This window comes from Candidatus Poribacteria bacterium, from assembly GCA_021295755.1.
Classification (GTDB): domain Bacteria; phylum Poribacteria; class WGA-4E; order WGA-4E; family PCPOR2b; genus PCPOR2b.
In genome coordinates, this window is sequence record JAGWBT010000095.1 from 1 (window position 1) to 25,116 (window position 25,116).

The window sequence follows — 25,116 nt, forward strand, 5'->3', positions numbered from 1 at the left end:
AAAAATAAATAGACACTTTCGCCCCCCGGTAGGGGCGGTTTCCAACCGCACCCGTTTGGAATGTCTCATTAATTCTAAGATCCACATAAGTAATAGCACAATTCGGAGTGAGCGGGAGTAAATCAAAGACTTACCAAGCGAAACCCATCATTGCACATCTATATCCAACGGTCATCAACGATCATATCTGGGGTAGCCTGCGTATTTGGAGACGAGTTCAGGGGGATATTGTCGATCCAATTTATTGGCTTTTCTCTGCAAAGCCTTGGATTTGGAGAGTTGTGCCTTCAGTTTGTCTGCTAGCACCTTCATGGCTGCTCTTCCCTCTGGTGTCTCAATAAAACTGTTAGGGTCATCAAAATCACGGGATATAAACGGCTCAATCTCCTGATGCAGTTTGCGAGACTCCCAGAACAATCTATCCCATTCCGCATCAAGTGCATCGCGTTTTTCATAGTAGCTATCCCAATCCCGGAAGTCATTCGCGTCAGGAACACCGAACACACCGAGACCCGTCAACAGCAGTACCACAGCGAAAAGTAGCACGATAGTAAAACCGAGCATCTGTAGGGTGGAACTTCGTCTGTTCACGCGTTATCCTTCTCCCATCCGATTAAACCTAATATACAAAGAATGTAATCAGGTCAATCTCCACCCATCGGCCGATACGGGTCAATAAAACGATTGTCCGCATCCTTGCGCCGTGGTGGAGGCAAGGCATCCACTTTACCGCGCAACCCCGCAAGTGCTTCCGCATAGGCAGGACTGTCAATCAGGTTGTTGCATTCATCGGGATCGTTCGACAAATCGAATAACTGCTCGGGCCAACCAGCACCATTATCGAAACGGAAATACTTCAAACTATCCTGCTTGACCATCACGGACGGACCATTATGGACGCGCCAAAGTTCGCTATAGACTGTATTCTGCCAGCCATCGGCGGATCCTTCGACGAGTGGCACAAGCGAGCGTCCGTCAAGTTCCTCCGGTGCTGGGATATCAACCAGATCGCATAGCGTCGGAAACAGATCTACCAACGACACATTTTGTTCGATGACCTGCGGTTCACGCCCAAACCGTTTTGGATACCAGATGGAAAACGGCACACGCGCCGACGCCTCAAAAAAACTCTGTTTTTCCCACAACCCTTTCGTGCCGAGCATCTCGCCGTGATCCGACAGGAAAACGATGATGAAATCGTCGAGAACATTAAGATGTTCCAGTTTTTCAATAACGCGACCAAATTGCTGATCCATCCAGTCGATCATGCCGTAGTAAGCAGCAGTGGCACGGTGCGCTTGGCGATGGGTCACATCCTCACCAAACCGAACCTTGAAAAAATCGTTACACTCAAACTTATCGTTCGGCTCCTCAATAATCGGCTCGACACGCTGCATGTAGTAGGTAAACAGGTCGAGTGGACACTGATACGGGTAGTGCGGACACCAAAGGCTCATCGCCATGCACAGCGGATTCGGCGTGTACCGATCGTATGAGGCGTCCACGAAATACTCCTCAAGGAACAGCAACGCACCATCTACAGCGTACTGGTCGTGGAGCATCCAGTATCCCATCCCGGGCTGGGCGTCACGAATCTCTTGGATAACTTTGTTCTGTTTAGAACCGGTGCCCGGCTCTCGCTGAAATTGGGCGGAATGTTCATCATCAACAACTGGATAAGGGTAGCCGTTATCACCCACAATATCACGACCAACTCGTTCCCGCCAACCGTGCATAACATCTTTGCCGACAAAGTGCATCTTCCCCGCGGCGCACGAGTAGTAGCCGTAGTTACCGAGATGCCCCGGAATGGTTCGGACTTCGGTCGGCATCGGATCGCCAAAGTTGAGGCTACCACAGTTACGTGGATAGAGTCCAGAGATAAAACTCTGCCGCGCCGGCACACAGATCGGCGAAGGCGTATACGCATTGCGAAAGTAAGTCCCCTCGTTGATAAATCGATCCAACGTAGGGGTGCGAACCTGCCCGTCGCCTTCAACCGGCAAAACGTCAGGACGATGTTCGTCGTTGATCAGTAGCAGGACATGGGGTTTTTGCTGAGACATACCGCTCCTTATGTAATCTGAGGGGTGCTCATAATTATTATCTGAATCAGGATTTCCACCATTGAAGCATTTTCAGGATAGAATATCTGGTGCGTGAAAGCAGCAAAAGGGGCATCGCTTCATTTAGCCCCAGTTGCTTTGAATCCTGATATATCGGGGCGGGGCGACATGTTATAGCACACAGAGATCAACAAACAACCAAAACCCCAGAGGGGCGGCATGTTTATAGCACACAGAACAAACAAGCACATCAAAGCCCCAGCGGGGCGACATGTTTATAGCACTAGGTGTCAAGCGCGCTTACGCCGCCAAAATCCGCTCATACACGCGCATCCGTTCACCCTCTGTCTCCTCTGGATCCACCAGCTTGAGCCACACAGCCTGATCCGGACGCTCACCGCTGAGTTGATGGACAGCACCCGCTTGATCCGGGTGCGGACCGCTCCAGACAACGTCCCCATCTTGCAGATAGATAAATGAACCAGCGTGACGATCTACTAACTTTTCTTGGTTATCTCGATAAAACAACGCCTGCTGGCACGCGGTTTGACGCAGGCTTGCGATTTTTTCACTGGGGTCCATCTTCTCTGAGTCAAACTCAGCAAGCGGAGGCTGCAGCTCTCCCATGTCAAAGTCGATCTCCTCCAGATTCACTGTCCCAAAGCCGTGTTCCGCAGCCACAGCAATCGGGCTTCGATCACGGCGGAAAGGCGGATTGGGCCAATCGAGGCGCGGGTCAGTACCCATAAGGTAACTGCCGCAAGCATCCGTAGCAATCACATGGTCACCGGCAATCAACGCATCACAGATACGCCCATCTCCGCCCCACTCCCGTCTCGCTTGCCCCGTCAAGCCATCAATGATGTTGAGACAAGGTTGAGTAATCAGACCGAGGTCCGGCAGGACGTATGACAGCCGGATAACGTGATGAAAGTAGGTTCTCACCCGACCGTGGGGCTGTATGGGAGGCAAACCAAAAAGGTTTTTCAGACACAGCGTTATGCCCATAAAGGCGTGATTTTTCATCTTAGCGATCGAGATAAAAGCATCCGCTTCGCCAATCGAGGCGGAAAGCTGATATTCAGAGAACATCGTACCACCACCGGGCACCTTGTACTGCGTAAAGGGCGGATCACCGGCTTCAACATAAGGAATATCGAACTCCTCGAAGATTGGGCGCATATTAAAATCGTCGCCGGGACGCTGCCCCACTGGCACCATGCTGGTATCAAGCACGAAGATATGTGCGTCAGTGCGCTCTCGCAGCAAACGGAGCGAAGCACGGAGAACATCGTCGTCAACCAACTCCTGCCGTCGTCCTCCAATGCGACGGATATTATCCGTACGCATCTGCATGTTCACCTTGATACCGATTTTGCGGGCTTTCTCGATCTTCTCCCATGAACGCGTCAGGGGAGCAGTGATTGCCTTAAGCCTTTCGTAAATCTCCTCCTGCGAGGCTTTGTGACTACAGTGAATCGCACGAACTTTGTACGCTTTATCTTCGGACATATTGAAATCTCCTATTTGATTGTAAATCGTAGACGTTGAAATACAGAGTTACGAAATTATCCCTTCTTCCTTCATGCTGATATAACACCCGTCCCCGATAATAACATGATCTGTCACCCGGATATCAAGCAACTTTCCCGCTTCGACCAACTGCCGTGTCGCATTAATATCTTCCGGGCTTGGTGCGGGATCGCCGGATGGATGATTATGCACAAGGATAATCGATGCTGCTGCCTCTTCTATTGCAAACCGAAAAACTTCACGAGAGTGAACGATGCTTGCATTTAAGCCACCCTCGAAGATACGGCGCTGCTTGGTCACATAGTTCTTCGTGTCAAGGCAAAAGACGTGGAGCTCCTCCTTTCGTAGATCTCGCATTGAGGGCATCGCCATTCGTGCAACATGCACAACATCGCTGGGGGAACTAATCTGGGGTTTCTCTTCAAGAAAAGCCGCCATCCGTCGTCCCAACTCAAAAGCTGCTCTGATTTGACCCACCTTCACCGTGCCCATCCCTTTGATACCTTCTGCAATCTGTATCTCACTATTATCTGCCAATCGCTTCAAGTTGCCATCGTACTTCTGAAGCAGCTGCTCTGCGACCTGAACGACTGTTGCAGTGCCCGTTCCGGTACGAATAATAATTGCGATTAGTTCTGATGTTTTAAGTGCCTGCGGACCGTACTTGTAAAGTCTTTCGAGCGGTCGTTCATCTTCGGGCAGGTCTTTTAGCCGAAGCCGGTATTCCGTCGTTTCCATCATCACGTCCTTTAATAGCGATCTTCTGTAGAATCCCATCCTTATTAGATCAAAAACACAATAAGTGGTTATTAGTTCATTTAACGCGAAGAACGCAAAGAAAAGACTTTTTATCGTTTTTCTCTCTGCACTCTGTGTCTCTGCAGTAGGTTTGAATTAGTAACGACCCGTAAGGCAGATTATACCAAAATAAGAAGAGGAAGGCAATAATTATGCGCAGTTGATTCAGCTTTTTTGTTAGAAATTTCCTATGTCTAAGCCATACTCTCATGAGGATTTTCTGCTTTTTGTGTTGATGTTTGCCTACTGATGTGATAGAATACAAATGTACTTATACGATGAACCATTTGATAGACTCATACTTTTGCCAGCTAACACTTTCTCATGTCTCGGCCATTTCTCGATTTGTCTTGGGTGACCAAGCGCTAGCCGGTCCGACACGACTCTCTTTCCAGCGACCGTTACAATCTCACGAAGCCTGTCAATTCAAGAAAATGTTAGCAACCGAATACTCCAAATATTGGGAACGTTCTTTTAGGGAAATTTTCCCGCGCTTCTCCTACGGCAAAAGAAATTAATTCTGAAATACCATCCAATACGACTGAGACCAGAACGATAGAAAGCGACCCGAAACGATACCAGAAGACGATTTCCGGCTATTTGACGACCTCGAAGAAGAAATTGAGGACGATGATGATCAGGTGGGCACCCCTCGTTCCTTGATGCTAGTCGATCGGCTCATTTATGCAACCCACGAGAATGATCGTCGGCGACCACTACTGTTTCAACTTCGGCGGGCGATTGTGGAAGATGAAATGACCTTCCAAGAGGCGCGAGAAGCCATCGTTGAAATGCAGGAAACAATCGAAAAGTTGACTTCTCCGGCGAATCGAATTGGAACGCTGCTGGGGCTTCCAAAAAAGGAGGTTGCCCATGTTATTATTGGCGGATCTGAATACTATGCGAATATTGACCCACAATTGGATGCCGCAGCGCTGAAGATCGGTTTTAGCGTGCTCCTTAATGATGCTTATGTCATTGTCGGTGAGCTAGGGTACAACACCTCTGGATCGATTGCAAAAATCGTTGATTTGATGCCCGATGGACGGTTGCGCGTTGGCGGTGAGCCCGCCGGATTACAATCAATTATTTTACAACGCTCCACCGATTTAGCCAATGCAAAGCTCAAAGTCGGTGACGAAATTCGCATGGACCCGAACTCCAAAGTAGCACTAGAACGCCTAGAAGTACAAGAAGCACAGGATTACTATCTCGAAGCCGTGCCAGACCTTCCTTGGTCGAAAGTAGGTGGACTGGACGATACCATTCAACTCATCAAAGATACCATCGAACTACCAATTTTACACCCGGAACTCTTCGATAAGTTCCAATACGCGCCCCCGAAAGGCTTTCTCCTACACGGTCCTCCGGGCTGTGGGAAAACACTCATCGGAAAGGCAACAGCGCACAACCTGACGCAACGACTGAGCGCAGAGGAAGGAGTCGAGGTAGAAGGCAGTTTCCTGCACATCAAGGGTCCCGAAATCTTGAATATGTGGCTTGGCGAGTCGGAGCGTAAAGTCCGTGAAATCTTCCAGATAGCGCGTGAAAAGAGTAAAGAAGGTTATCTGCCTTTCGTATTCATCGATGAGGCAGAATCGATCTTAGGAACGCGCCGTTCATTCCGTTCCCATAATATTTCTAACACCGTTGTCCCAATGTTCTGCGCCGAGATGGACGGAATTGAATCCTTGCAAGACGTCGTAATTATCCTCGCAACGAACCGCCCGGATCTCATTGATCCTGCGATTTTACGCCCCGGGCGAATTGATCGGAAGATTAAAGTCACCCGTCCCGATAAAGAAGCATCAAGGGCGATTTTCCGTATTTATCTCACACCAGATTTACCACTCCATCCAGGACTTCTTGATGCACACAACGGCGATACAGAAGCAGCAGTTTCTCACCTCATTGATCAGGTCTGCGATGAACTGTTCCAGCGAGATGAAAATAACAAGTTTTTAGAGGTTACCCTGCGAAGTGGTCGCCGCGATGTTATGTACCGTGGCGATCTATGTAGCGGTGCTATTGTCGATTCCATTGTTCAACGCGCAAAAGAGTCCGCAATCAAACGTGCGATAGAAGGCACTGAGGAGGCGGTGGGACTTCGGGTTGAAGACCTGTTGGAAGGCGCATTGGCAGAATATCGCGAGAACGACATCTTCCCTCCGACAGACAGCGTCGAGGATTGGCTTAAGCTGCTCGATTACGATCCAGAAAACGTTGTCAAAGTGACCCCAATCCGTCCGGAGAAATCAACTCGTAGAAAAGCCGCAAGCAGTGTGATTTAGGATGAAGCGTTTATGCAAAGACTTTTTGGAATCGAAACTGAATACGGAATCACGCTAGAATCAGAGGAACACGTTGATCCCGTCAGCCAATCTGTCGAATTGATTAAGAGCTACCGGCAGGATGATTTTCGACCAATGTGGGATTATAGCGGCGAGGATCCATTCCAAGACGAGCGTGGCTTCCGTGCAAAAACTTTGCAGGAGCACCCCGACGAGCGGGAACATCAGGCAGCCGATCGTCAGCGAAACCTGTCCTTCGTCGAAATCAAAAGCGATCTGATTTTGACCAATGGTGCCCGTTTATACAACGACCATGCCCATCCCGAATACTCCACGCCAGAATGTCGCAGCCTTTTTCAATTGGTCGCCCACGATAAAGCAGGAGAGCGGATACTGCAGCAGTGTGCAATCAGGCGAAGCGAAAAATTGGGAAAACGTGTCCTGTTATACAAAAACAACACCGACTTTCATGGACACAGTTACGGCTGCCACGACAATTACCTAATGGAACGGGCTATTCCCTTTGATGACCTCAAAGCGAGTATTATGCCATTTTTTGTGACACGACAGATTTTTGCAGGGACAGGCAAGGTAGGAATCGAAACCGAATCAGGATTGACCTCCGCAGGCTTTTTCCAAATAGCACAACGGTCCGATTTTTTTCATGTCGAAGTCAGCGTTGATACAATGCACAACCGTCCAATTGTGAATACACGCGATGAACCCCACGCTGATCCAGCAAAATACCGAAGACTACACGGTATCGTCGGTGATGCCAATATGTCAGAGTATGCAACGGCACTCAAGATCGGCACAACCGCACTCGTTATCGATCTCATTGAACAGAAGCGCGTCCCCGGTTGGTTTACCTTGCAGGATCCGCTTCACGCGATTAAAGAAATCTCCCGTGACCAGACCTATCAATGGCGGTTTAAATTAGCCAACGGTAAGAGCATCTCCGCAATCGATCTGCAGCGCGAATACCTCGCGTTAGCTCAAAAGCACCTCAACCCACAAAGTGGTGATACCGATTGGGTCCTCACCGAATGGGAATCTACTCTCGATAAGCTTGAAAAAGATCCAATGGAACTCACTGATCGATTGGATTGGGTCGCCAAGAAATGGCTGCTGGAAACGTTCATTGACGAAGAGAGACTCTCGTGGGATGACCCGTGGTTACAGAGCCTCGACCTTGAGTATCACAACATTGATCAAGAAGAGGGGTTATACTATGAACTTGAAACAAGTGGATTGATGCGACGTCTCGTTACTGATCGGCAAATTGAAGTCGCGATCCACAATCCACCCGCTGATACCCGTGCATATTTTCGAGGCAAATCGTTGGACAAATTCCGCCCGCAAATAAAATCGATCCAATGGGATAACGTCACATTTAATACAAAGGGCAAAAAAACCGTCTCAGTGAGCATGAACCAGCTCGCGGATGCAGAGATGGCAGAAAAATACAATCGCATCCTCGATCAGGCGCAGTCGGTCGAAGCGTTAGTTGAAAACTTAAAACTCAGTAACTGAAACCCTTAATTTTTCTTACAGGAGGTTATTACCATGACAGCACAGCATTTGATCCATCTACGCGATCGGATTCAAAGACCGGTGAAACCCGTAGGTCCGGGCGATGGCGAGGACGATGATGGGCCCAAGCGTCCGGATGTCACCAGGCCGGACACGAGAAATTTGGTTCGGCGGATGCGGCGCGTCGATAAAGACCAATCCCGGCGTTACCGCCAACGAACAGGTGAATAATCCATGACAAATCACAAGGGGGATTTCCTCGACCTCTTGAAGGTGCACGATTGCCAGATTCAACTGGATCTGCCCGCAACATCCGCAAATGGGGCCTCGCCTCCGATTCAAGAAACAGAAGGCACCACCGTCCTTGCTGTGCGCTATAAGGAGGGGGTCCTCATCGGCGGAGACCGGCGGGCAACGGCGGGCAACGTTGTCATGTACGATCGCGCAGAAAAGCTGCTGCAGATCGACGAACTCTCCGTCCTTGCGATCGCAGGATCACCCGCAATGGCTTATGAAATGGCGCGAGTTCTCGAACATTCGTTCCAATATTTCCGCCGAAGTCAACTCCAAGAGTTAAGCCTCGAAGGCAAGCTGCGCACGCTCTCCCGCCTAATCCGTGAAAATTTGCCCATGACGCTGCAAGGCATTGGGGGTGTAATACCAATCTACGCCATCTATGATTTGCAAAGCGACGATGAAAACGGTGGCAAAATCTTCTTTTACGACGCGCTTGGTGCACATTTCGAGAGTGCCGATTTCGCGACATCCGGATCCGGCTCTGTGTGGATCCGCGGAATTTTGTTGTATCAGAACCGTTGGGGCGATAAACCACTTGCCGACATGGATGAACAAGAGGCTACTGTTACTGTTTTGCGCCTACTCGATGCAGCAGCAGAATATGACTCAGCAACGAGCGGCTATAACCCGAAATCAAATATCTATCCAACCGTAAAAACGATCACAAAGGACGGAATTCAAGATCTCTCTGTCGAAAGACTCCAAGAGATTTATGCTGAATCTGTAGAAACAACTTATGCTAGATGAACCTTATCGGTGGCTTGAAGCCGTTAATAACCGGCGGAAGTCCCGTCGTCGGGCTAAGATATGATGACGGGCTGTTACTTGTGACCATCGGACGCGGACAACGGAAAATCTTTGAGGTGCATGACCGGATTGCACTCTCAGCTATAGGGCATAGCGCCGATATTGAACGGCTGCGCATGATGGCAACTGATACCGCATCCGTACAAGGTTTTCAGAGTTCAGTTGACGACGTTACCCTCCATCGTCTGACAAATTTCGTGCTTGGACCCACTATCAAACAATCCTTTGAAGCCATCTTTGGCTCCGCCTACATCATTAAAATGCTGTTGGCAGAACTTGGTGCACGCGGTGAAGGGGATGGATTTATCGCCCTGAATTACGATGGTACAGTGCAATCAAATCAAGACAGAGAAGTTATCGGTGGCACCCACGAAGCCGAAACGGCGATGCAGAATTACCTATCCGCTGCTGAAGTATCTGAGTCTTCGCTTACCGCTGCGTTACAGTTAGCCCTAGAAACTTGGGTGGTCGGTTGGGAGTTGGGAGTGCAACAAACAGAGACCGATTCGGATGAGGAGGCAAACGAAGGTTCGGAATTGACGACGGACAAAGAGCGGCTGCACGAAGTCCTTCGAGATGAATTGCAGGCAGGAGAAATCGAAGGGGCGGTATTGGAAACTTCGCGCCGAAGCAATAATAAGTTCCGTCTTCTGACCTCGGATGAGATTGATGCAGCAATCGCAGACTGGCTCTGATATGAGTACGGACAAACCCCAGCTTGTCCTTGAGGCCGAACAGTGAGCAGACGTATTTTTGGTATCGAAACTGAATTTGGATGTATGGCTGACTCGGATGGCTCCCTAGGCTCTTCGGAAGGGACCGCCGCGCTTGTGAGGGATTATATCTTTCACGAGTTGAAACTCGGTATGTCGGATATGCACTACCGAGATTGGGGAGAACCGCCCGGCAACGGCGGTTTTCTGTTCAACGGTGGGCGGCTCTACATCGATATGGGGCATCTTGAGTATGCGACGCCGGAGTGTATTAGCCTCTTTGATCTGATCGCTTACGACAGAGCCATCGAGCAGCTAATCATCACGATCCTCGACGATGTTGGATTGAAAGATGATATCTCCTTCTTCAAAAACAACATTGATCATTTCACAGGCGCGACTTTCGGCTGCCATGAAAACTATCAACTCCGGCGCGACGTTCCCTTCTACAAGGTCGTTATTCCCACGCTGCTGCCGTTCTTTGTTACACGCCAGATTTATGCGGGTGCCGGTCGCGTCGGCGGACACGAAGAGATCCTCGAATTCGGGGATTCCCACCATCGCCGTGACGATTTTGTCGGCTACCAAATCTCTCAACGCGCGGATCACATTGTCACAGAAATTTACGAGTGGATACAGTTCAGTCGGGCAATTATCAACACACGCGATGAACCCCTCGGCGACTACACCAAATATCGACGCCTCCACCTGCTCGTGGGCGATTCAAATATGTCCGAATTTGCAGCGGCTTTGAAGGTTGGAACAACCTCTCTGATACTTGATCTTCTTGAGGAAGGACATCGCCCCCGTGATATGAGTTTAGTCAACCCAGTACACGCCATTAAAGAAATCTCGCGCGATCAGACCTTCCAGTGGATTGTCGAACTGGAATCCGGCGGCACCATCTCAGCGATAGACCTGCAACGCGAATATCTCGATCTCGCACAAAAAGTCCTGAAAGGCAAAGATAACGATACAGATTGGGTATTGACCGAATGGGAATCGGTTTTGGATGACTTGGAGGCGGATCCGGAACGTTTAATCGATCGCGTCGATTGGGTAACGAAGAAATGGCTGCTTGAGGCTTTTATGGAAGAGGAGGGACTGGATTGGACCGACCCGTGGATCGAGAGTCTCGACCTTGAGTATCACCACCTCAATCAAGATAAGGGATTGTTTTACGAACTTGAGCGCGAAGGACATGTGAAACGAGTCACGACGGATGAGCAGATTGAGGCAGCGATCCGGAATGCCCCCGAAAATACAAGAGCAAAAGCCCGCTCCTATGTAATGCGTTATCTGTCCCAACACCGTTTGCCCTGCATCATTGATTGGAACCAAATCTATTTTTCGCACGAAGAACCTTTTGAGATGAAAGATCCCTTCGAGACATACGATGCAGAGGTTGAAGACCTATTGAAGCGGCTCAGTCAACAGCCACGTCCAGCTTCACGGCAGACGCGCATCCGGTTAAGACGAGAGTGAAACGAGGAAACACAAGAAACTTCAGGATAAAAAAGAAACTGAAATCAGCCAAATAGCGATGTCAAAAACATCGCTTTTTTTATGCAATCAAATCAGTGACGGAACCCTAAAATGCAAGCACAAAAGTCATTCAAATCTGGATACGTTAGCATCATCGGCGAGCCAAACGTCGGCAAATCAACCCTGCTGAATGGGCTGATGGGGGAGAAACTCGCAATTGTCACACCAAAGCCACAAACGACACGTAACCGGATCACTGGGATTCTCACAACCGATTCACATCAAATCATCTTCCTAGATACGCCCGGAGTCCTTACCCCCAAATATCGCTTGCACGACCAGATGGTCAAAGCCGCATATACCGCAATCAGAGACGCAGACCTTGTGCTTTATATGATTGATGTGAACCGACTAAACTCCGGCATTGAAGAAAAAATCCTTGATGAACTTAAAAAGGCAGCGCAGCAAGTCATACTCGTAATTAACAAAATCGATCTGATTCCCAGCTCCACACTTTTACCAATTATTGCCAGCTATCAGGAAAAGTTCCCCTTCCTCGAAATCATCCCTATCTCAGCAACAACGGACAACGGCGTATCTCAACTTCACGAGTCAATTGTCAAACACCTTCCCAAAGGTCCTTCCTACTTCCCTCCCGACCAACTCAGTGACTTGCCGGAACGCTTCTTCATCTCGGAAACCATACGGGAGAAGATTTTCCTCAGAACGAATCAGGAGATCCCCTACGCCTCCAGCGTCGTGGTAGAAGAGTTCAAAGAACGTCCAAACGGAAAAATCTATATCAGTGCGATGCTTTATGTTGAGCGACAATCGCAAAAAGGGATCCTAGTTGGGAAAGGTGGTAAAACAATCAAAAGGATTGGGCAACTCGCCCGTGCAGAGATTGAACAGTTTTTGGAGACAACCGTATTTCTAGATTTGCGCGTATCGGTCAAAGCAGATTGGCGACGCGATGAACGAAAGTTGAGGGATATGGGGTATGTCTAAAAAAACAAAAAATGTTACAGAGTTGGGCTTTAGCCCGTAAAGCCCAATGATTTATCTTTGGGATATAAGTTTCGCTTCAGCCGTTTTTGTATTGATTTTGTAGGCTAAAGATGTTATAACTCTTTTGTCTTTCGTAGGGGAATGCTGCACCGTCGCTTGGCGGTGTCCCCTACATTAAAAACAGAAAGACAATCCCATGAAGACCTACAAGTTCAAAATGTATAGCAATCACGGCAACCGTGTCTTGCACAAAACGATAGATGGACACGCTGAGATATGGAATCACTTTATAGCGTTGTATTGCCGATACTATGCTATGTACGGGACATATCCGGGTAAGAAAGCACTGACGCGACACTTAACCAAGTTGAAGCGGCTGCCCTGCTTTGCCCATTGGAATCAGTTGCCGAGTCAATCGTTGCAAGACGTAATAGACCGACTTGATAAAGCGTACTCTAAACTTGACCGCAAAAGCGGCAAGCGTTCCGGTCGTCCCCGTTTCAAGAGACGTAAACTATACAAGTCCTACACCCTCAAGCAAGCGGGTTGGAAACTGCTGCAAAACAACTATATCCGTATCGGCAAACGGATCTACCGATATTTCAAAAGTCGGGAAGTCTTAGGAACCCCGAAACGCTGCACGATTAAGCGTGACAGCATAGGAGACGTATGGCTAATCATTCTGACAGACCACCTAGCTGTCGATTTAGAGTCACCCACGACGGGTAATAACGCGGGGTTTGACTTTGGACTAAAGAGGTATCTCACCGGGTCTGACTTCAATGACTACGACTATCAAACGTGTAAATCGCAACCATTCCCGAAAGGTACCAAGGTCAAAGAATCGGGCACGTGTAGACAAGTGGTATCCTTCGAGTAAGACCTGCCATGTCTGTGGCGCAATCAACCCAGAGCTAAACCTTCGTGATAGAACATGGCAGTGTCCAAGCTGCCACACAGAGTTGGATAGAGACCGCAATGCGGCGGTCAATATCCATAGGGTGGGGGCATCCACCCTCTCAGGAGAAGTTGTAAGACCCGATTCGTCGGGCTAACTTTGTTGATAGAGCAATTCGAAACCTAAAGGATGAGAATCCCAATCCTTTAGGTTTGGGAGTATGTCAATAAAAATTGAAAAAAAGGCTTGATATCACCTTGTTTTTTTGGTAGACTATACTCCTATCCAGATTGTCGCCTCGTCCTTATTGCGACAGAGGACGACAGGACCCCATACAAGCCCTCAATTATAATGTTACAGATTACAAAGAACGAGCGATTTCGGTTGCCCCCTACCTAGGCACCTTCGTAACATTTAGATGTGGATTTAGTAACAGCAGAAATATTCAACCTCCAATCGTAGGACAATAGCAATGAACCACTCGAACGGCGACAGCGATGATCGCTCTACCCAGCCATTAGTATCATATCCATCCGAATTACCAACTGGTATATCAACTTCAGCGCAGCGTTTACCTGCCAGCACAGGACTGAATCCGACACTAACTTTTGATCGGTTCGTCGTTGGGCAAAGTAACCAAGAGGCGTTTGATGCAGCGAAAAGCATGATGAATGGGGCCGGAGAGATGGAGGGGGTGTTAGTTATACATGGAGGTGTTGGACTCGGTAAAACCCATCTGTTACACGCAATCGGGAACCAATTCCGTCAGGGGCATCTGAATCGCACAGTGTACTGCTCTTCGGCAGAGAGATTTATGAGCGAATGGCTGCGGTCTATTGCCACCCCTCAGAAAGCTGCCGCATTGCGGCAACAGTATAAGCATGTAGATCTGTTGCTAATTGACGACATTCAATTTTTATCGCCAGAACAAAAAATTCAGGAAGAGTTTTTCCATCTACTTAACTGCTTAAATGAACGAGGCCAACGGCTTGTATGCACCTGTGATCACTTGCCACAATTTTTGAAGGAGTTTTGGGACTCGCCCAATAGCCCCAGACAGGGGCACACTGTTGAAATTTGTGTGCCGGAGTTTGATTTGCGAGTTTCAATTCTGAAGCAAAAATTAAAAGAACGGGAATCTAGACCCGTACCTTTGAAAGTGCTCCGTTATTTGGCAAAACACCTGACGGAACACATTCGTCAGCTTGAAGGCGCGCTCAACCGATTAATGGCAGAGGTGCGTTTGGGGTCACCGCTGACCCTTCAGGCAGTTCATCATGTGCTAGAGAGCAAAACCCCAGATCGACCACCACCCGATACGATCACGCTGGAACATATCCAGGAAACCGTTGCACGGTACTTCCACCTCACCTTATCAGATCTATGTTCTCGAAAGCGGGGAAGACGGTTTGTACTCCCTCGACAAGTCGGAATGTATCTTACCCGTCAACTGACTTCTCTCTCGTTGAAAGAGATCAATCAAGGGTTTGGACAAAGTCGAGCAACAGTCGTGCGAAGTTGTCAACGAATCGAAACATTACTCAAAGAAGATCTGGTACTGAGCCAGTCCATTGAAGCATTGACCGCCGAATTAACACGTCCTCAACACCTACGTGAGGACTGAGCAATTAACCTATTTATCGCTAGACACCTGCCCAGACAAAAGACAATTCCCACGCTCTGACGCCAACACCACCAAAATCCCTCTCACTTCCGTTTAATCACAGGTAGCACAATATGAGAAGGTCTCATTTCATCGTGCATGACCGTATTGATAGCGATCTGCCCGGCAGCCTCGTTATGAATGGGCCCACCGGTGTTGAGATTGCGGTCAAACCGAGGAAAACAGCTACTTGTGACCGAAACACGAACCCGATGTCCCGGCAGGAAAACGTTGCTCGTCGCCCACAAATCAATCTCATATCTGTATACCTTACCGACCTCCAACAACTCAGGCTGCGCGAAAGAATCCCTATATCGTGCCCGGAGGATCCCGTCACACAGCAGTCGCGAGTAACCGTCCGGGTGTACATCGGTGAGTCGCACAACCCAATCGGTATCCGGCGCGGATGATAGCCCATATATCACTGCTTTCACAGGACCCGTGACCTCAAGTTCCTCCGTTAGCGGCTCGGTCGCAAAGGTAAGACACAATTCCTCAACCTCGTGCTGGTCATAAACACCACCGGGTACATTTAATGTGTTGCCGCCTCGAGTGGGAACGGGCTGGACCGGATCGTACACAAAACTATCCGGATTTTCGCTCCCTTCAGGGGGCGTTGGCGATAACGTTCCATCGTTCAATGATTGGATGGAGCCGCTCTGTCCACCGTAAAAATAATAGTTTGTATACTGCGTGTCGGGCAGGGGCCAATCGGCTTCATCACGCCACTCATTACGACCCATCACGAAAATGCGTACCGGCGGTACATCCATAATCCCTGTGTCAATACCCTTGAGCCAGTAATCGAACCAAGGGAGACGCAATTCGTTAAAATCCCTAGCCGCATCAGCGCCAAAATCGAATTCGCCGGCAGATTGGGTGTTGATCGCCCCAGGACCGTGCACCCAAGGTCCAACAATCAGTTTTTGGCTCTGGCGCGCTTTCTCCGTACGACCACGTTGCTTGATGCCCATGTAGTGTTTGAATGTCCCCGCCAGAAAGATGTCAAACCAGCCCCCTAGGTGGTACATGGGCGTTTCTATCTGATCGTGAAATTTGTCCATGTTGAAGACGTCCCAGTACCCATCGTCCGTTGGGTGTTGAAGCCACTCGTTGAACCAATCGCTCAAACCCTCAAAGAACGGGCACGGATATATCGGAAGGCGTGCATACCAGCTATCCATCTCTTCCTGAACTCTTTCGAGTCTACCCTTCTGCCGATTAAATTCTCCCCCCTCCGCGAGATGTGCGAGATTGGTCAACGTCACCCCATGCGCCCAAGCCATGTTGAACGCCAATTCAAACGCACCACTTCGGTACACCCACTCCTGATAGTAGTCCGCGGAAGACTCACGGACAAACATCGCCCGTAGGTGGGGCGGACGACTGAGTGCGTTTCTGTACTGGGTGGCTCCAGAGTAGGAACCACCAATCGTCCCGACATTGCCGTCAGACCACGGTTGCGCCGCCGCCCACTCAACGGTGTCATACCCATCGCGGTTTATCCCTGCGCCATCGTCCCGAAATGGGTAAAAGTCACCGTCCGATGCGAACCTGCCGCGCACATCTTGGATAATGACAGCATACCCCCTCTGTGAGAAGAAATCGGGAGACCCCACCCCATTTTCAGATCCACCCTCCTTGTTATACGGTGTGCGCTCTATCAGTACAGGAAATTTGCCCTCAACATTGGGACGGGTGATATTAGCACGAAGAATCGTGCCGTCCCGCATGACAATTCCTTGATTCTTTTCATGAATCGTCTGATACTGAGGTTTTGATAATGCTGATTCTTTGATCATGGTTTCTCCTTTGAATAATCACCGCGTTACCAGTCCACCGGAAACGACAACCGTCTCACCCGTCATCTCAGAAGCGTCTGGACCCGCCAGAAAAGCCACAACGTTGGCAATGTCCTGCGGCTGCTGCAGCCGACCGAGTGGAATAGAATCACGACGACGCTCCATAAACTCGCCGGGGGACAGACCCATCTGCTGAACCCCTATCAGGTCATCGAGTGTCCAGTTAAAAGCGGTTTCTACAATACCAGGGGCAACAGCATTGACCGTAACTCCGTGCTCCGCGAGGTTAGCGGCAGCCACCTTGGTGAGGTTAATGATTGCTGCCTTGCTCGCCGCATAAGGTGGCGAGTAGGTCATTCCCCCAGCAATCCCAGCGACCGAGGCAATATTGATAATCGTGCCGCTTTTCTGCGCTATCATCGGTTTTGCCGCTTCCTGCATGTAAAAATATGGGCCCTTTAGGTTCAGATTGAGCGTCCAGTCCCACGTTTCTTCCGTGACATCTGGAAACGGCTGCGTCCGTATGCCTCCTGCGTTGTTGACCATGATATCAATGCGTCCATATCGCTCAACAACAGCCTGAATGAACAGTGGAGCGTCCGCCGCTTTGGCGGCATCGAAGATTCCTGTGGCGATGGTAGCACCGGTCGCTTTGACATCACTCTCCAGCTTCTCTAGCAAATCTTCCTTGATGTCGCTAGCAAAGAGCGATGCTCCCTCCCGCGTCAATCGCAAGACAGTCTCCCTGCCGATCCCCTGACTTGCCCCGGTGATGGCTGCTATCTTGCCGGTGAGTCGGCGAGAAGATTCTCGCGTTGGTTGAGACGATTGATCCTGTCCTTGCATCTTTCCTGTCTCCTCTGTCGCCGTTATTTGAGATTCCCGCTGATGTGCTGTCGAACCCTCTCCTGCGTCTTTTTTGTCATGAGTTTGAACCCCTCGAGCCTACCTTCATTAAGTGCTTCATCAAGAGAGGCAAGGCTATTAATACCAAGCTCATCGTACAACGCCTTTGCAGTCTTGATACCGACTCCGGGAAGTGCTGTCAACTCCAGCACAGTTTTCGGGGTGTGCTCAGCAAATTCCTCCAACTTCACGCATGTGCCCGTCTCGATAAATTCACCGATAATCTCGGCAATCGTTTCACCGACGCCGGAGATTGTCGACAAACGTCCTTCCCGATGCAGTTCCTCGACCGATTCCGGGTGGCGGGAAATAGTGTAAGCTAACCTTGTATATCGTGTAGCATGAGATTCTTCATAACCGCCTATAACCAAGATGTCGTGGAGTTGTTGGAGTTTTTTCGCGATTTCGTCATTGCAGTGCCAACGGGTGCGACCTTTCGCATCGGTATATGATGTATCGCCTTTTGGATCCATAACAAATTTACCCCCAAGCTCATGAAAGTTCCGAGAAAACACTAGAGATCAGATTTGAGCTCCCAGATTTGAACTGTCGAATCGAAAAGCCCAACCGCCATATATCTCCCATCATGAGAAAACGCAAGAGACTCAATCCCGGTATCGGCTCTCAGTGCAAACACCTCTCTATCTTCCTTGATATTAGAAAGTATTAGCACTCCTGACTCATCACCCAGCGCAATGTATTTTCCATCTAACACAAACGTGAGCGCCCGCGCCCAATACGCTTCCAAGTTGTCTATAAGACATAGCTGTTCTCTTGTACTTCTCTCCCACACACGAATCCCAGCCTGCGCCTCTATTTGACTATCGACAGCCAACATTGAAGCGTCAGGAGAAAAATGCAGGTTCCAAACGCCCAAGATGATACCTGTATCAATCAGATCCGCCGGGGTATCTTGCTTGATGTCCCACACCTCAATATTCGTGCGATGTCCTTCTCCATCCCGGTACGTGCCTTCCGCTGCTGCAAGGTACTGTCCATCGTCGGAAATGGCTAAACCGTTCCGCACCGGCTCAACCGTCCTCAGACGTTTTAGCAGCCGCTTCCGATCTGCATCCCAAATTTCTATCTCCTTATCCCCACGCGATAGCGCGACAAATTTCCCGTTTGCGGACAAACTTCCGTGTTCAAACGTACCGCTGGTCAGAACTATTTCCTGATTGGTGTATAGAGGGATAAGTGTAACATCATCGTTCTTTTTCCTGACGAGGAGCAGATTTTGAGCCGGTGAATAGGAAAATAGGTCTTCGGTGGTAGTAATATATTTTTCTTTGCGGATTTCTAAATCCCACTCCACTACATTCCCATCTACCATTTTGCAGATAATTTTGGTGTCATCCAAACTAAAGATAATGTGCCGAGAAACACGAGGCAGCATACGATCGCCCGGCGGATTCTGGCTTACGCCAAAGTGAAACGACAACCGGGGAATTATCATTTCGTCTTGCTGCGCTCCTACGGTAGAAGCTAGCAAACCAACAACAATAAGTAGAAACAGTAACCTAAATCCTTTCACAACGCACCCCTAGCTGGCAAATCACAAAAATCCTATCGAAGCAGTTGGAGAATCTCCTCCGGTCTCTGGTGTCGTTCTGCCTGATCAAGAGGTGTTTCTCCTTTGGCGGTTCTTATCGTTTTGTCCGCTCCCCCAGCAAGTAGAGCCTCAATCATCTCTTGATCGCCCCGTACCGCAGCGACATGCAGCGGAGTCTCTCCCCAAAACGTTCCGAAATTTAGTTCAGAGGGACCGTCGTGTTTAGTTCGATGATTGACATCGGCACCGTGTTGGATGAGCAACCTAACAGCATCTGTTTGATCGTTATCCGCCGCATGATGCAACGCTGTCTCACCGCCGCGCGGCATAGCGTGATCAATCTCTGCCCCTGCGTCAAGTAGATAGGGAATGAACGCAACATCTCCGGTGAAGGCAGCAAGCGTTAAAAGTGTCCCCTCACTAAAGTCATCATGATTGACGTTCCCACCTTTGCTTAATAGGTATTTCACAACCTCTATGTGACCATCGAAGTAGGCCCACAAGAACGGCGTGATGTGATGCCCATCCACCGCATTGACATCGGCACCACTTTCGACAAGCTGCCGAACCTGATCGAGATTTCCACTCTTAGCTGTCTCAAATAGTGCATCTTTGAGGGCTTGTGTCTCATTCATGATTGCCTCTCCTCATTAAATAAAAACCAACAACAAACTTAACAAAGCACACGGCAGTGAAAGATGCCAACTGTCCTTTTCTAGCCGTTTGTGTCATTTTTATTCGTTCTTTCGACACCTGATATGTTACATTTATGGACAACCCATTGTAACCTATGTTTTTACACGCATTCCAGAAACGTCACACATCATGTTCGACAAAATTCGACAAACCGCAATCCAATGCTATCGCCGCCCAAGCGATTGTTTTGATCTTGCTATCTATATTGGATTTCTTCTTTTCGTGCTTATCCTTCCATTTGGTTATGCAACAGCAATATTGAACGCAAGCCTACTGCTCGTACTGTTTGGGTGGGTAGGGCGTACCTGCCACGAACGCCGGTTTGAATGGAAAAGAACACCGCTAGACATCCCAATTTCCTTCTTTCTTCTTTTTGCGCTTATCGCTTCGCTCCTTGCACCACACCCAGCGACAAGCAGTCTGGGGTATTTTTGGAAACTGCTTCGATCCGTATTACTGTTTTATGCCGTCACTCACAGTCGGTTGGGTAACCGTTGGCGTCACGTTATCATCGCCTTTGTGTTTGCCGGAGGTATCTCCTCTGTTCTTGGTCTATATTACTACGCAACCGACACACACATGGGAACCGCTTATATGTTCGACGTGGAAGCGAAGTTAGAAAGTCATTTCAGCGATGCAGCCCACCGTAAAGATGGGGTTCAGGTCTCGGAGGATTTGAGGCAAGTTTACGAGAAAAACGGCAGACAGCTCTCCCAAAATGCGACTATTTTGCCGTCAAAAAAACAGGGTGACTGGTTGATAGTGGATAAGCACCAGAATCGCAAGTACGCTGTCAGGAAAAGTGAGGGACAACTCAAAGTTTACATGATTGAAGCCCGACTCGCCGGCACCTTCAAGATGCCTAACGACTTGGGGGCTTACCTCGTAATTGTCCTACCGATGGCGATAGGCTACTTTGTTGCAAGTTTCGGGCTATCGGAACGGAGCGGGCGTGCTCCCCCAAACTGGAAATTCATCGCTGTTTTAGGGATCTGCTTATGCGCAATGGGGACTAACCTCGCTCTCACACTCACGCGGGCTGCATGGATTGGGGTGTTTGCTGCAACGCTTTATATCGCAATCTACTTTCAGCGGAAATTGCTCTGGGTATTGCTAGTCATCGCGCTCTTATCCCCCTTTTTAATGCCTCAAGCCGTCAAGGATCGCTTTGAGGTCATGCGCCAACGCCCGTCAGGCTTTATGAGCGAGCGGCCCCAATGGTGGAAAACGTCTGCCCAGCTGATAACGAAATATCCTATCACCGGCATCGGTCTAGGAAGGTTTCGCCATGAATACCAACTGCATGCACCGGCAGGAGTCCATCACAAACCGTATCACGCCCATAACATTTATCTACACATCGCTGTTGAACAGGGGATCCCATCGCTCATCCTGTTTTTAGGGATACTCTTTCTCATTTTCCGTCGGCTTTTTGCCTTACGTAAAAAGGATGATTTCTGGAGTTTAGGTCTGTTTATCGGGGGTAGCGGTTTCCTGATTTCTGCCCTTGTCTACGGGCTTGCAGATCAGATTCTTCACCAACGACCACTGCTGATCTTCTGGTTTTTGATTGGGTTGGTCTTTTATGTCTCGGACCTCAACAATAGTTCAGCGGAACAGGTCTCTTAACCCGAAGCACGGGTCATTTTTCGCGTCACTTCCACTTCGGCTATATTAACACACCTCAGAGTATGATGTATACAAAAATTTGGTTGACACAGCGACTCAAAGGTATATAATGAAGACCTATGATATGAGGCTATTACAAAAATAAAAGCCGGGAGTTGCCTATGGAAAAAGATGTCAAGATAACAACCCTATTGAATCAACCGGTGCAGCCGCTCGGTCTAGCTGGAAACCCAAATATGGAAGAAGGCTGTGTTACCGCAGCGTACGACGCAGGTGTCAATTACTACTTCTTCTATAATCAGTCATATCCCATACTCATCGACGAATTGAAATCCGTGCTACGCGATAATCGAGAGTCGATAGTCGTAGCAACGGGGAGCGAATCCCGTAACCTCAAAACGTTGAATTCCTACCTCGATCAGGTGCGTCATCAATTGGAAGTAGAGGCAGTGGATGTCTTCTATGCAGAGTATGTCTCTCCCGGTGATGACATGGAAACGCTGCTCGGCGCAGGGGGTGTGTTTGACGAACTCCACCGGTGGAAAGCGGAAGGACGCCTGCGTTACGTCGGCGCCACAACACATAACCGCCCAATGGCAGTACAGCTCATTGAGAGTGGTCGGCTTGATGTGCTTATGCACCGCTATAACATGGCACATCGAGGCGCAGAAGAGCAGGTGCTTCCCGCAGCGCTCAACGCTGGAGTCCCGGTAGTTGCATTTACGTGCACACGGTGGGGATCGTTACTCACGGGCCATCAAGATTGGGACGGTCCCGTGCCAACCGCTGCAGATTGCTATCAATACGTCCTGCACCATCCCGCCATCCACATCGCATTAACCGCACCAACAACACCGGCACAATTGGAGGAAAACCTGTCCGCCCTGAAAGGTACAGAGCAACCGTCACAAAGCCTGCCACTTTGGGAGGCGTACGGTAAGCTGGTATACGGCGATGGAAACGATGCCTTTGAAACGCAGTGGCCCTAGCACTATAGCAAAGAATGAGAGAATTGTCGAATTCAGATTCATTTCCGAACGTAACAACCCATAACTAAGGAGACGGAGCAAGTGACAGAAGAACAAAAATATCTATTTGACCTGCAAGGCTACATTGTCTTGAAAGACGTGGTGCCTCAATCTGTGGTGAAAGCGTGCAACAAAGCGTTAGATCCCTTGGAAGATATGCCGCCGGAGGAATATCCGCCGCCACTCTGTCTCGGTACACCCAAGACAGAAAAGGAACTCTATATCTCCAATATCCTCGAAGCCGATCCCGTTTTCAATCCGTTGATCGATCTCCCCGAAGTGTTGGATGTTGTTGAAGGCGTGACCGGCGGTCCATACCGACTCAACCATACCTACACAATCTACCGGTGGGGTGGTGGTTATACGGGGCTGCACATGAACGGCACCCCTATCATCCCGAAATGTCAGTACCATTGCCGCAACGGTCAAATGGTTTCAACGTTGACCAAAGCCGTGTTTCCGTTGCTGGATTGCGATGTTGAGGACGGCTGCTTCGCCGTCATTCCGGGGGCGCACAAGAGCAACTTTGTCAGACCCTGGGGCAATCATCCCCACGAAAATCCGGTGTTGACACCCATCCCCGCAAAAGCAGGCGACGCCATTATCTTTACTGAAGCCTTGACACACGGTTCGTTCGTAAACACCTCGAAACGGCCGCGCCGCACCCTATATTACTGCTACAGTATCGGCTACATGCCCGATTGGGGCGGTCAGAGCTTGGTCTTTAGCGACCATGTCATGGATTCTCTGTCAGAGGCACAGCGTGAGATTCTGCGATTGAAGTAAGAGATCGGAGAGGGTGAATGTCTAATGTTATTCCAAAGGACCTCCGACCAGTGTTCTCGGTGGATGTCTCCAAAGACGCAGTGCGTTCAAAACTACTAGAGCTGCTGGGGTTAGACGAGATTCCTAAAGAAATTGATTTTACAGAGGGGATAACGCAAACAGAGGAGGGTATCCGCGCCACGCGGTTGACATACACAAACTCGCTCAGCGAAACGGTTCCGGGGATTATCATGGTCCCGCTCAATGCGTCGAGTCAAAAACTGCCCGGCGTCGTTTGTATACCCGGAACAGGTGGCTCCGCCCAGAAGATTGCACATCAACGATTTTATCTGGAGGAAGACCCACCCGGTATGTTGATTGGTTGGGCACGTGAACTGGCACGACGTGGCTTTGCAACACTAGCGATTTCACCCAAAGGGAGCGTCACCCGACGCCCTAGCATAGAGCACTGGAATCTCGAAGGCAAACTCCTCACGCCCTATGGTCGTCCACAGATGGGAATCCTTATCGAAGAAACGCTGAGGGCAGCGCGTATCCTTGCAGCAAGTGAAAGAGTCGATCCCGATAGCATCGGTATTACGGGTATGTCGCTCGGTGGGAATGCAACGTGGTATGCGATGGCAGCCGCGCCGTGGATTCGGGCGGGTGCACCAATCTGCGGCGGTGTCGGACGTATGGCGAGCGTTATCCACGAAGGAGACATCGAACGCCATAGCGCCTATTTCTTTATCCCCCACATGCTCCGCTACTTTGACCATCCGGAGGTTGTTGCTGCGTGTATGTCACCGCGTCCGTTCATGATGGTCGCCCCCACTCAGGATGAGGACATGCCCCGCAAGGGGGTAGACGATCTGATTCAGGTTGTGGAACCGGTCTACGGATCATTGGGGTATCCAGAGCGATTCAAGGTCTATCAGCCGGAGGGCAATCATCGCTTTCTCCCTGAATACTTTGAGTGGATGGTCGAATGGTTCCGTCGATTCCTGACAGACAAGGAGGCTTGATCTGGATAGGATCCACGCACTTCAGTCGTGTAACAGAAACCGAGTTTTCAAGAAAAAGCTCGGTTTATCTTCGCGCTTTGCACTCTCTTTTTATATGAACCTTGATTTTTAACCCCCTATCCAACCCCCTAAATCCCCCTTGTCAGGGGGACTTATGAACGCGCTGCGTAAGTCCTATTCTTCACAATCACAGCACGAGGCTTTACCCTGTGCTTTTTCAAATGCCTCTTTTCCTTCCTTTGCTGAAAAATAGGCAATCCCCAAGGCAGCTATGCTATCTAAGTAGCCTACGTGCGTCAATTCGTAGATGAAGCTTGATGCTAATAGGACAAATGACATATAAAGACAGACTTTCGTGCATTTCGCATCAGCGATGATGGGTTGGGAATCTAGTTGTCTGCCCACCTTCATCTTTAAGACGATTAGAATCCACATGGTAATAATTGAAGTTACTGCGATGACAATCCCCCAGAAGGTTGTTTCTGGTTGATGACCTTGGACAATATTGAGAACCGCAGTAATAACAAGCCCCACCGTTAGCAGACAAAAACAACTTCCCGTAATACGTAACGCGGTGATTTCAAATCTATCCCTTGATACATCTGGAAAACGGCGGATTCG

At 49.3% G+C, this 25,116-nt stretch carries 22 protein-coding genes and 1 pseudogene; 13 read left to right on the plus strand and 10 right to left on the minus strand.

The annotated features are described in order from the left end of the window. Positions 1 to 174: 174 nt before the first annotated feature. From J4G02_14205 to radC, 4 genes are all read right to left on the minus strand, one after another. Positions 175 to 591 carry a hypothetical protein gene (locus J4G02_14205; GenBank protein MCE2395727.1) on the minus strand — a complete coding sequence of 139 codons (417 nt, stop codon included), beginning with the start codon at positions 589 to 591 and terminating at the stop codon, positions 175 to 177. A 53-nt stretch (positions 592 to 644) separates the two neighbouring features. Beyond that, on the minus strand, positions 645 to 2,066 hold the full coding sequence (locus J4G02_14210; GenBank protein ID MCE2395728.1) for a sulfatase-like hydrolase/transferase: 1,422 nt from the start codon (positions 2,064 to 2,066) through the stop codon (positions 645 to 647). A gap of 300 nt (positions 2,067 to 2,366) precedes the next feature. Continuing rightward, positions 2,367 to 3,578 carry a DUF362 domain-containing protein gene (locus tag J4G02_14215; GenBank protein MCE2395729.1) on the minus strand — a complete coding sequence of 404 codons (1,212 nt, stop codon included), beginning with the start codon at positions 3,576 to 3,578 and terminating at the stop codon, positions 2,367 to 2,369. Positions 3,579 to 3,626: 48 nt separating this feature from the next. Next, the gene (gene radC / locus J4G02_14220) at positions 3,627 to 4,340 is read right to left on the minus strand and encodes a DNA repair protein RadC (GenBank protein MCE2395730.1); all 714 of its coding nucleotides are present in this window, start codon (positions 4,338 to 4,340) and stop codon (positions 3,627 to 3,629) included. 632 nt (positions 4,341 to 4,972) lie between these two features. On the opposite strand from radC, the gene J4G02_14225 reads away from it, so the two are divergent. From J4G02_14225 to J4G02_14265, 9 genes and pseudogenes are all read left to right on the plus strand, one after another. Then, positions 4,973 to 6,688 (plus strand): AAA family ATPase, encoded by a 1,716-nt coding sequence (locus J4G02_14225; GenBank protein ID MCE2395731.1) that lies wholly within the window; start codon positions 4,973 to 4,975, stop codon positions 6,686 to 6,688. 12 nt (positions 6,689 to 6,700) lie between these two features. Next, on the plus strand, positions 6,701 to 8,221 hold the full coding sequence (locus J4G02_14230; protein ID MCE2395732.1) for a proteasome accessory factor PafA2: 1,521 nt from the start codon (positions 6,701 to 6,703) through the stop codon (positions 8,219 to 8,221). A 33-nt stretch (positions 8,222 to 8,254) separates the two neighbouring features. Continuing rightward, positions 8,255 to 8,452, plus strand: coding sequence for a ubiquitin-like protein UBact (locus tag J4G02_14235; GenBank protein ID MCE2395733.1), 198 nt, complete (start codon positions 8,255 to 8,257; stop codon positions 8,450 to 8,452). Between the two features lie 3 nt (positions 8,453 to 8,455). Next, positions 8,456 to 9,265: a proteasome subunit alpha gene (locus tag J4G02_14240; GenBank protein MCE2395734.1), complete on the plus strand. Its 810-nt coding sequence runs from the start codon at positions 8,456 to 8,458 to the stop codon at positions 9,263 to 9,265. Continuing rightward, entirely contained in the window at positions 9,262 to 10,020 is a 759-nt protein-coding gene (locus J4G02_14245; protein ID MCE2395735.1) for a hypothetical protein, read from the plus strand. Before J4G02_14240 ends, J4G02_14245 begins: the two co-directional genes overlap by 4 nt. Before the next feature lie 42 nt (positions 10,021 to 10,062). Continuing rightward, positions 10,063 to 11,523, plus strand: a complete 1,461-nt coding sequence (locus J4G02_14250; protein ID MCE2395736.1) for a proteasome accessory factor PafA2 family protein — start codon at positions 10,063 to 10,065, stop codon at positions 11,521 to 11,523. 111 nt (positions 11,524 to 11,634) lie between these two features. Beyond that, positions 11,635 to 12,531 (plus strand): GTPase Era, encoded by an 897-nt coding sequence (gene era / locus J4G02_14255; GenBank protein MCE2395737.1) that lies wholly within the window; start codon positions 11,635 to 11,637, stop codon positions 12,529 to 12,531. A 289-nt stretch (positions 12,532 to 12,820) separates the two neighbouring features. Then, positions 12,821 to 13,586: pseudogene (locus J4G02_14260) on the plus strand (transposase). Between the two features lie 315 nt (positions 13,587 to 13,901). After that, positions 13,902 to 15,053 carry a chromosomal replication initiator protein DnaA gene (locus tag J4G02_14265; protein MCE2395738.1) on the plus strand — a complete coding sequence of 384 codons (1,152 nt, stop codon included), beginning with the start codon at positions 13,902 to 13,904 and terminating at the stop codon, positions 15,051 to 15,053. A gap of 83 nt (positions 15,054 to 15,136) precedes the next feature. On the opposite strand, the gene J4G02_14270 is transcribed toward J4G02_14265, so the two are convergent. From J4G02_14270 to J4G02_14290, 5 genes are read right to left on the minus strand one after another with little or no spacing between them, the layout of a single operon-like run. Then, positions 15,137 to 16,894: a CocE/NonD family hydrolase gene (locus J4G02_14270; GenBank protein ID MCE2395739.1), complete on the minus strand. Its 1,758-nt coding sequence runs from the start codon at positions 16,892 to 16,894 to the stop codon at positions 15,137 to 15,139. Between the two features lie 18 nt (positions 16,895 to 16,912). Beyond that, the gene (locus J4G02_14275) at positions 16,913 to 17,740 is read right to left on the minus strand and encodes an SDR family oxidoreductase (protein MCE2395740.1); all 828 of its coding nucleotides are present in this window, start codon (positions 17,738 to 17,740) and stop codon (positions 16,913 to 16,915) included. Between the two features lie 23 nt (positions 17,741 to 17,763). Beyond that, complete coding sequence (locus J4G02_14280) at positions 17,764 to 18,273, minus strand: hypothetical protein (GenBank protein ID MCE2395741.1); 510 nt, start codon at positions 18,271 to 18,273, stop codon at positions 17,764 to 17,766. A 41-nt stretch (positions 18,274 to 18,314) separates the two neighbouring features. Then, a complete protein-coding gene (locus J4G02_14285) occupies positions 18,315 to 19,334 on the minus strand; it encodes a hypothetical protein (protein ID MCE2395742.1) in 1,020 nt (339 codons plus the stop codon). A gap of 32 nt (positions 19,335 to 19,366) precedes the next feature. Beyond that, on the minus strand, positions 19,367 to 19,987 hold the full coding sequence (locus J4G02_14290; protein MCE2395743.1) for an ankyrin repeat domain-containing protein: 621 nt from the start codon (positions 19,985 to 19,987) through the stop codon (positions 19,367 to 19,369). Between the two features lie 190 nt (positions 19,988 to 20,177). Here J4G02_14290 and J4G02_14295 point away from each other — a divergent pair, with 190 nt between their 5' ends. From J4G02_14295 to J4G02_14310, 4 genes are all read left to right on the plus strand, one after another. Next, positions 20,178 to 21,677: an O-antigen ligase family protein gene (locus J4G02_14295; GenBank protein ID MCE2395744.1), complete on the plus strand. Its 1,500-nt coding sequence runs from the start codon at positions 20,178 to 20,180 to the stop codon at positions 21,675 to 21,677. A 161-nt stretch (positions 21,678 to 21,838) separates the two neighbouring features. Next, on the plus strand, positions 21,839 to 22,666 hold the full coding sequence (locus J4G02_14300) for an aldo/keto reductase (protein ID MCE2395745.1): 828 nt from the start codon (positions 21,839 to 21,841) through the stop codon (positions 22,664 to 22,666). A gap of 81 nt (positions 22,667 to 22,747) precedes the next feature. Then, positions 22,748 to 23,491, plus strand: coding sequence for a phytanoyl-CoA dioxygenase family protein (locus J4G02_14305; GenBank protein ID MCE2395746.1), 744 nt, complete (start codon positions 22,748 to 22,750; stop codon positions 23,489 to 23,491). Positions 23,492 to 23,508: 17 nt separating this feature from the next. Continuing rightward, complete coding sequence (locus J4G02_14310) at positions 23,509 to 24,495, plus strand: hypothetical protein (GenBank protein ID MCE2395747.1); 987 nt, start codon at positions 23,509 to 23,511, stop codon at positions 24,493 to 24,495. Positions 24,496 to 24,669: 174 nt separating this feature from the next. Here J4G02_14310 and J4G02_14315 read toward each other — a convergent pair. Beyond that, on the minus strand, positions 24,670 to 25,116 hold a 447-nt coding region (locus J4G02_14315; GenBank protein ID MCE2395748.1), incomplete at its 5' end, for a cation transporter.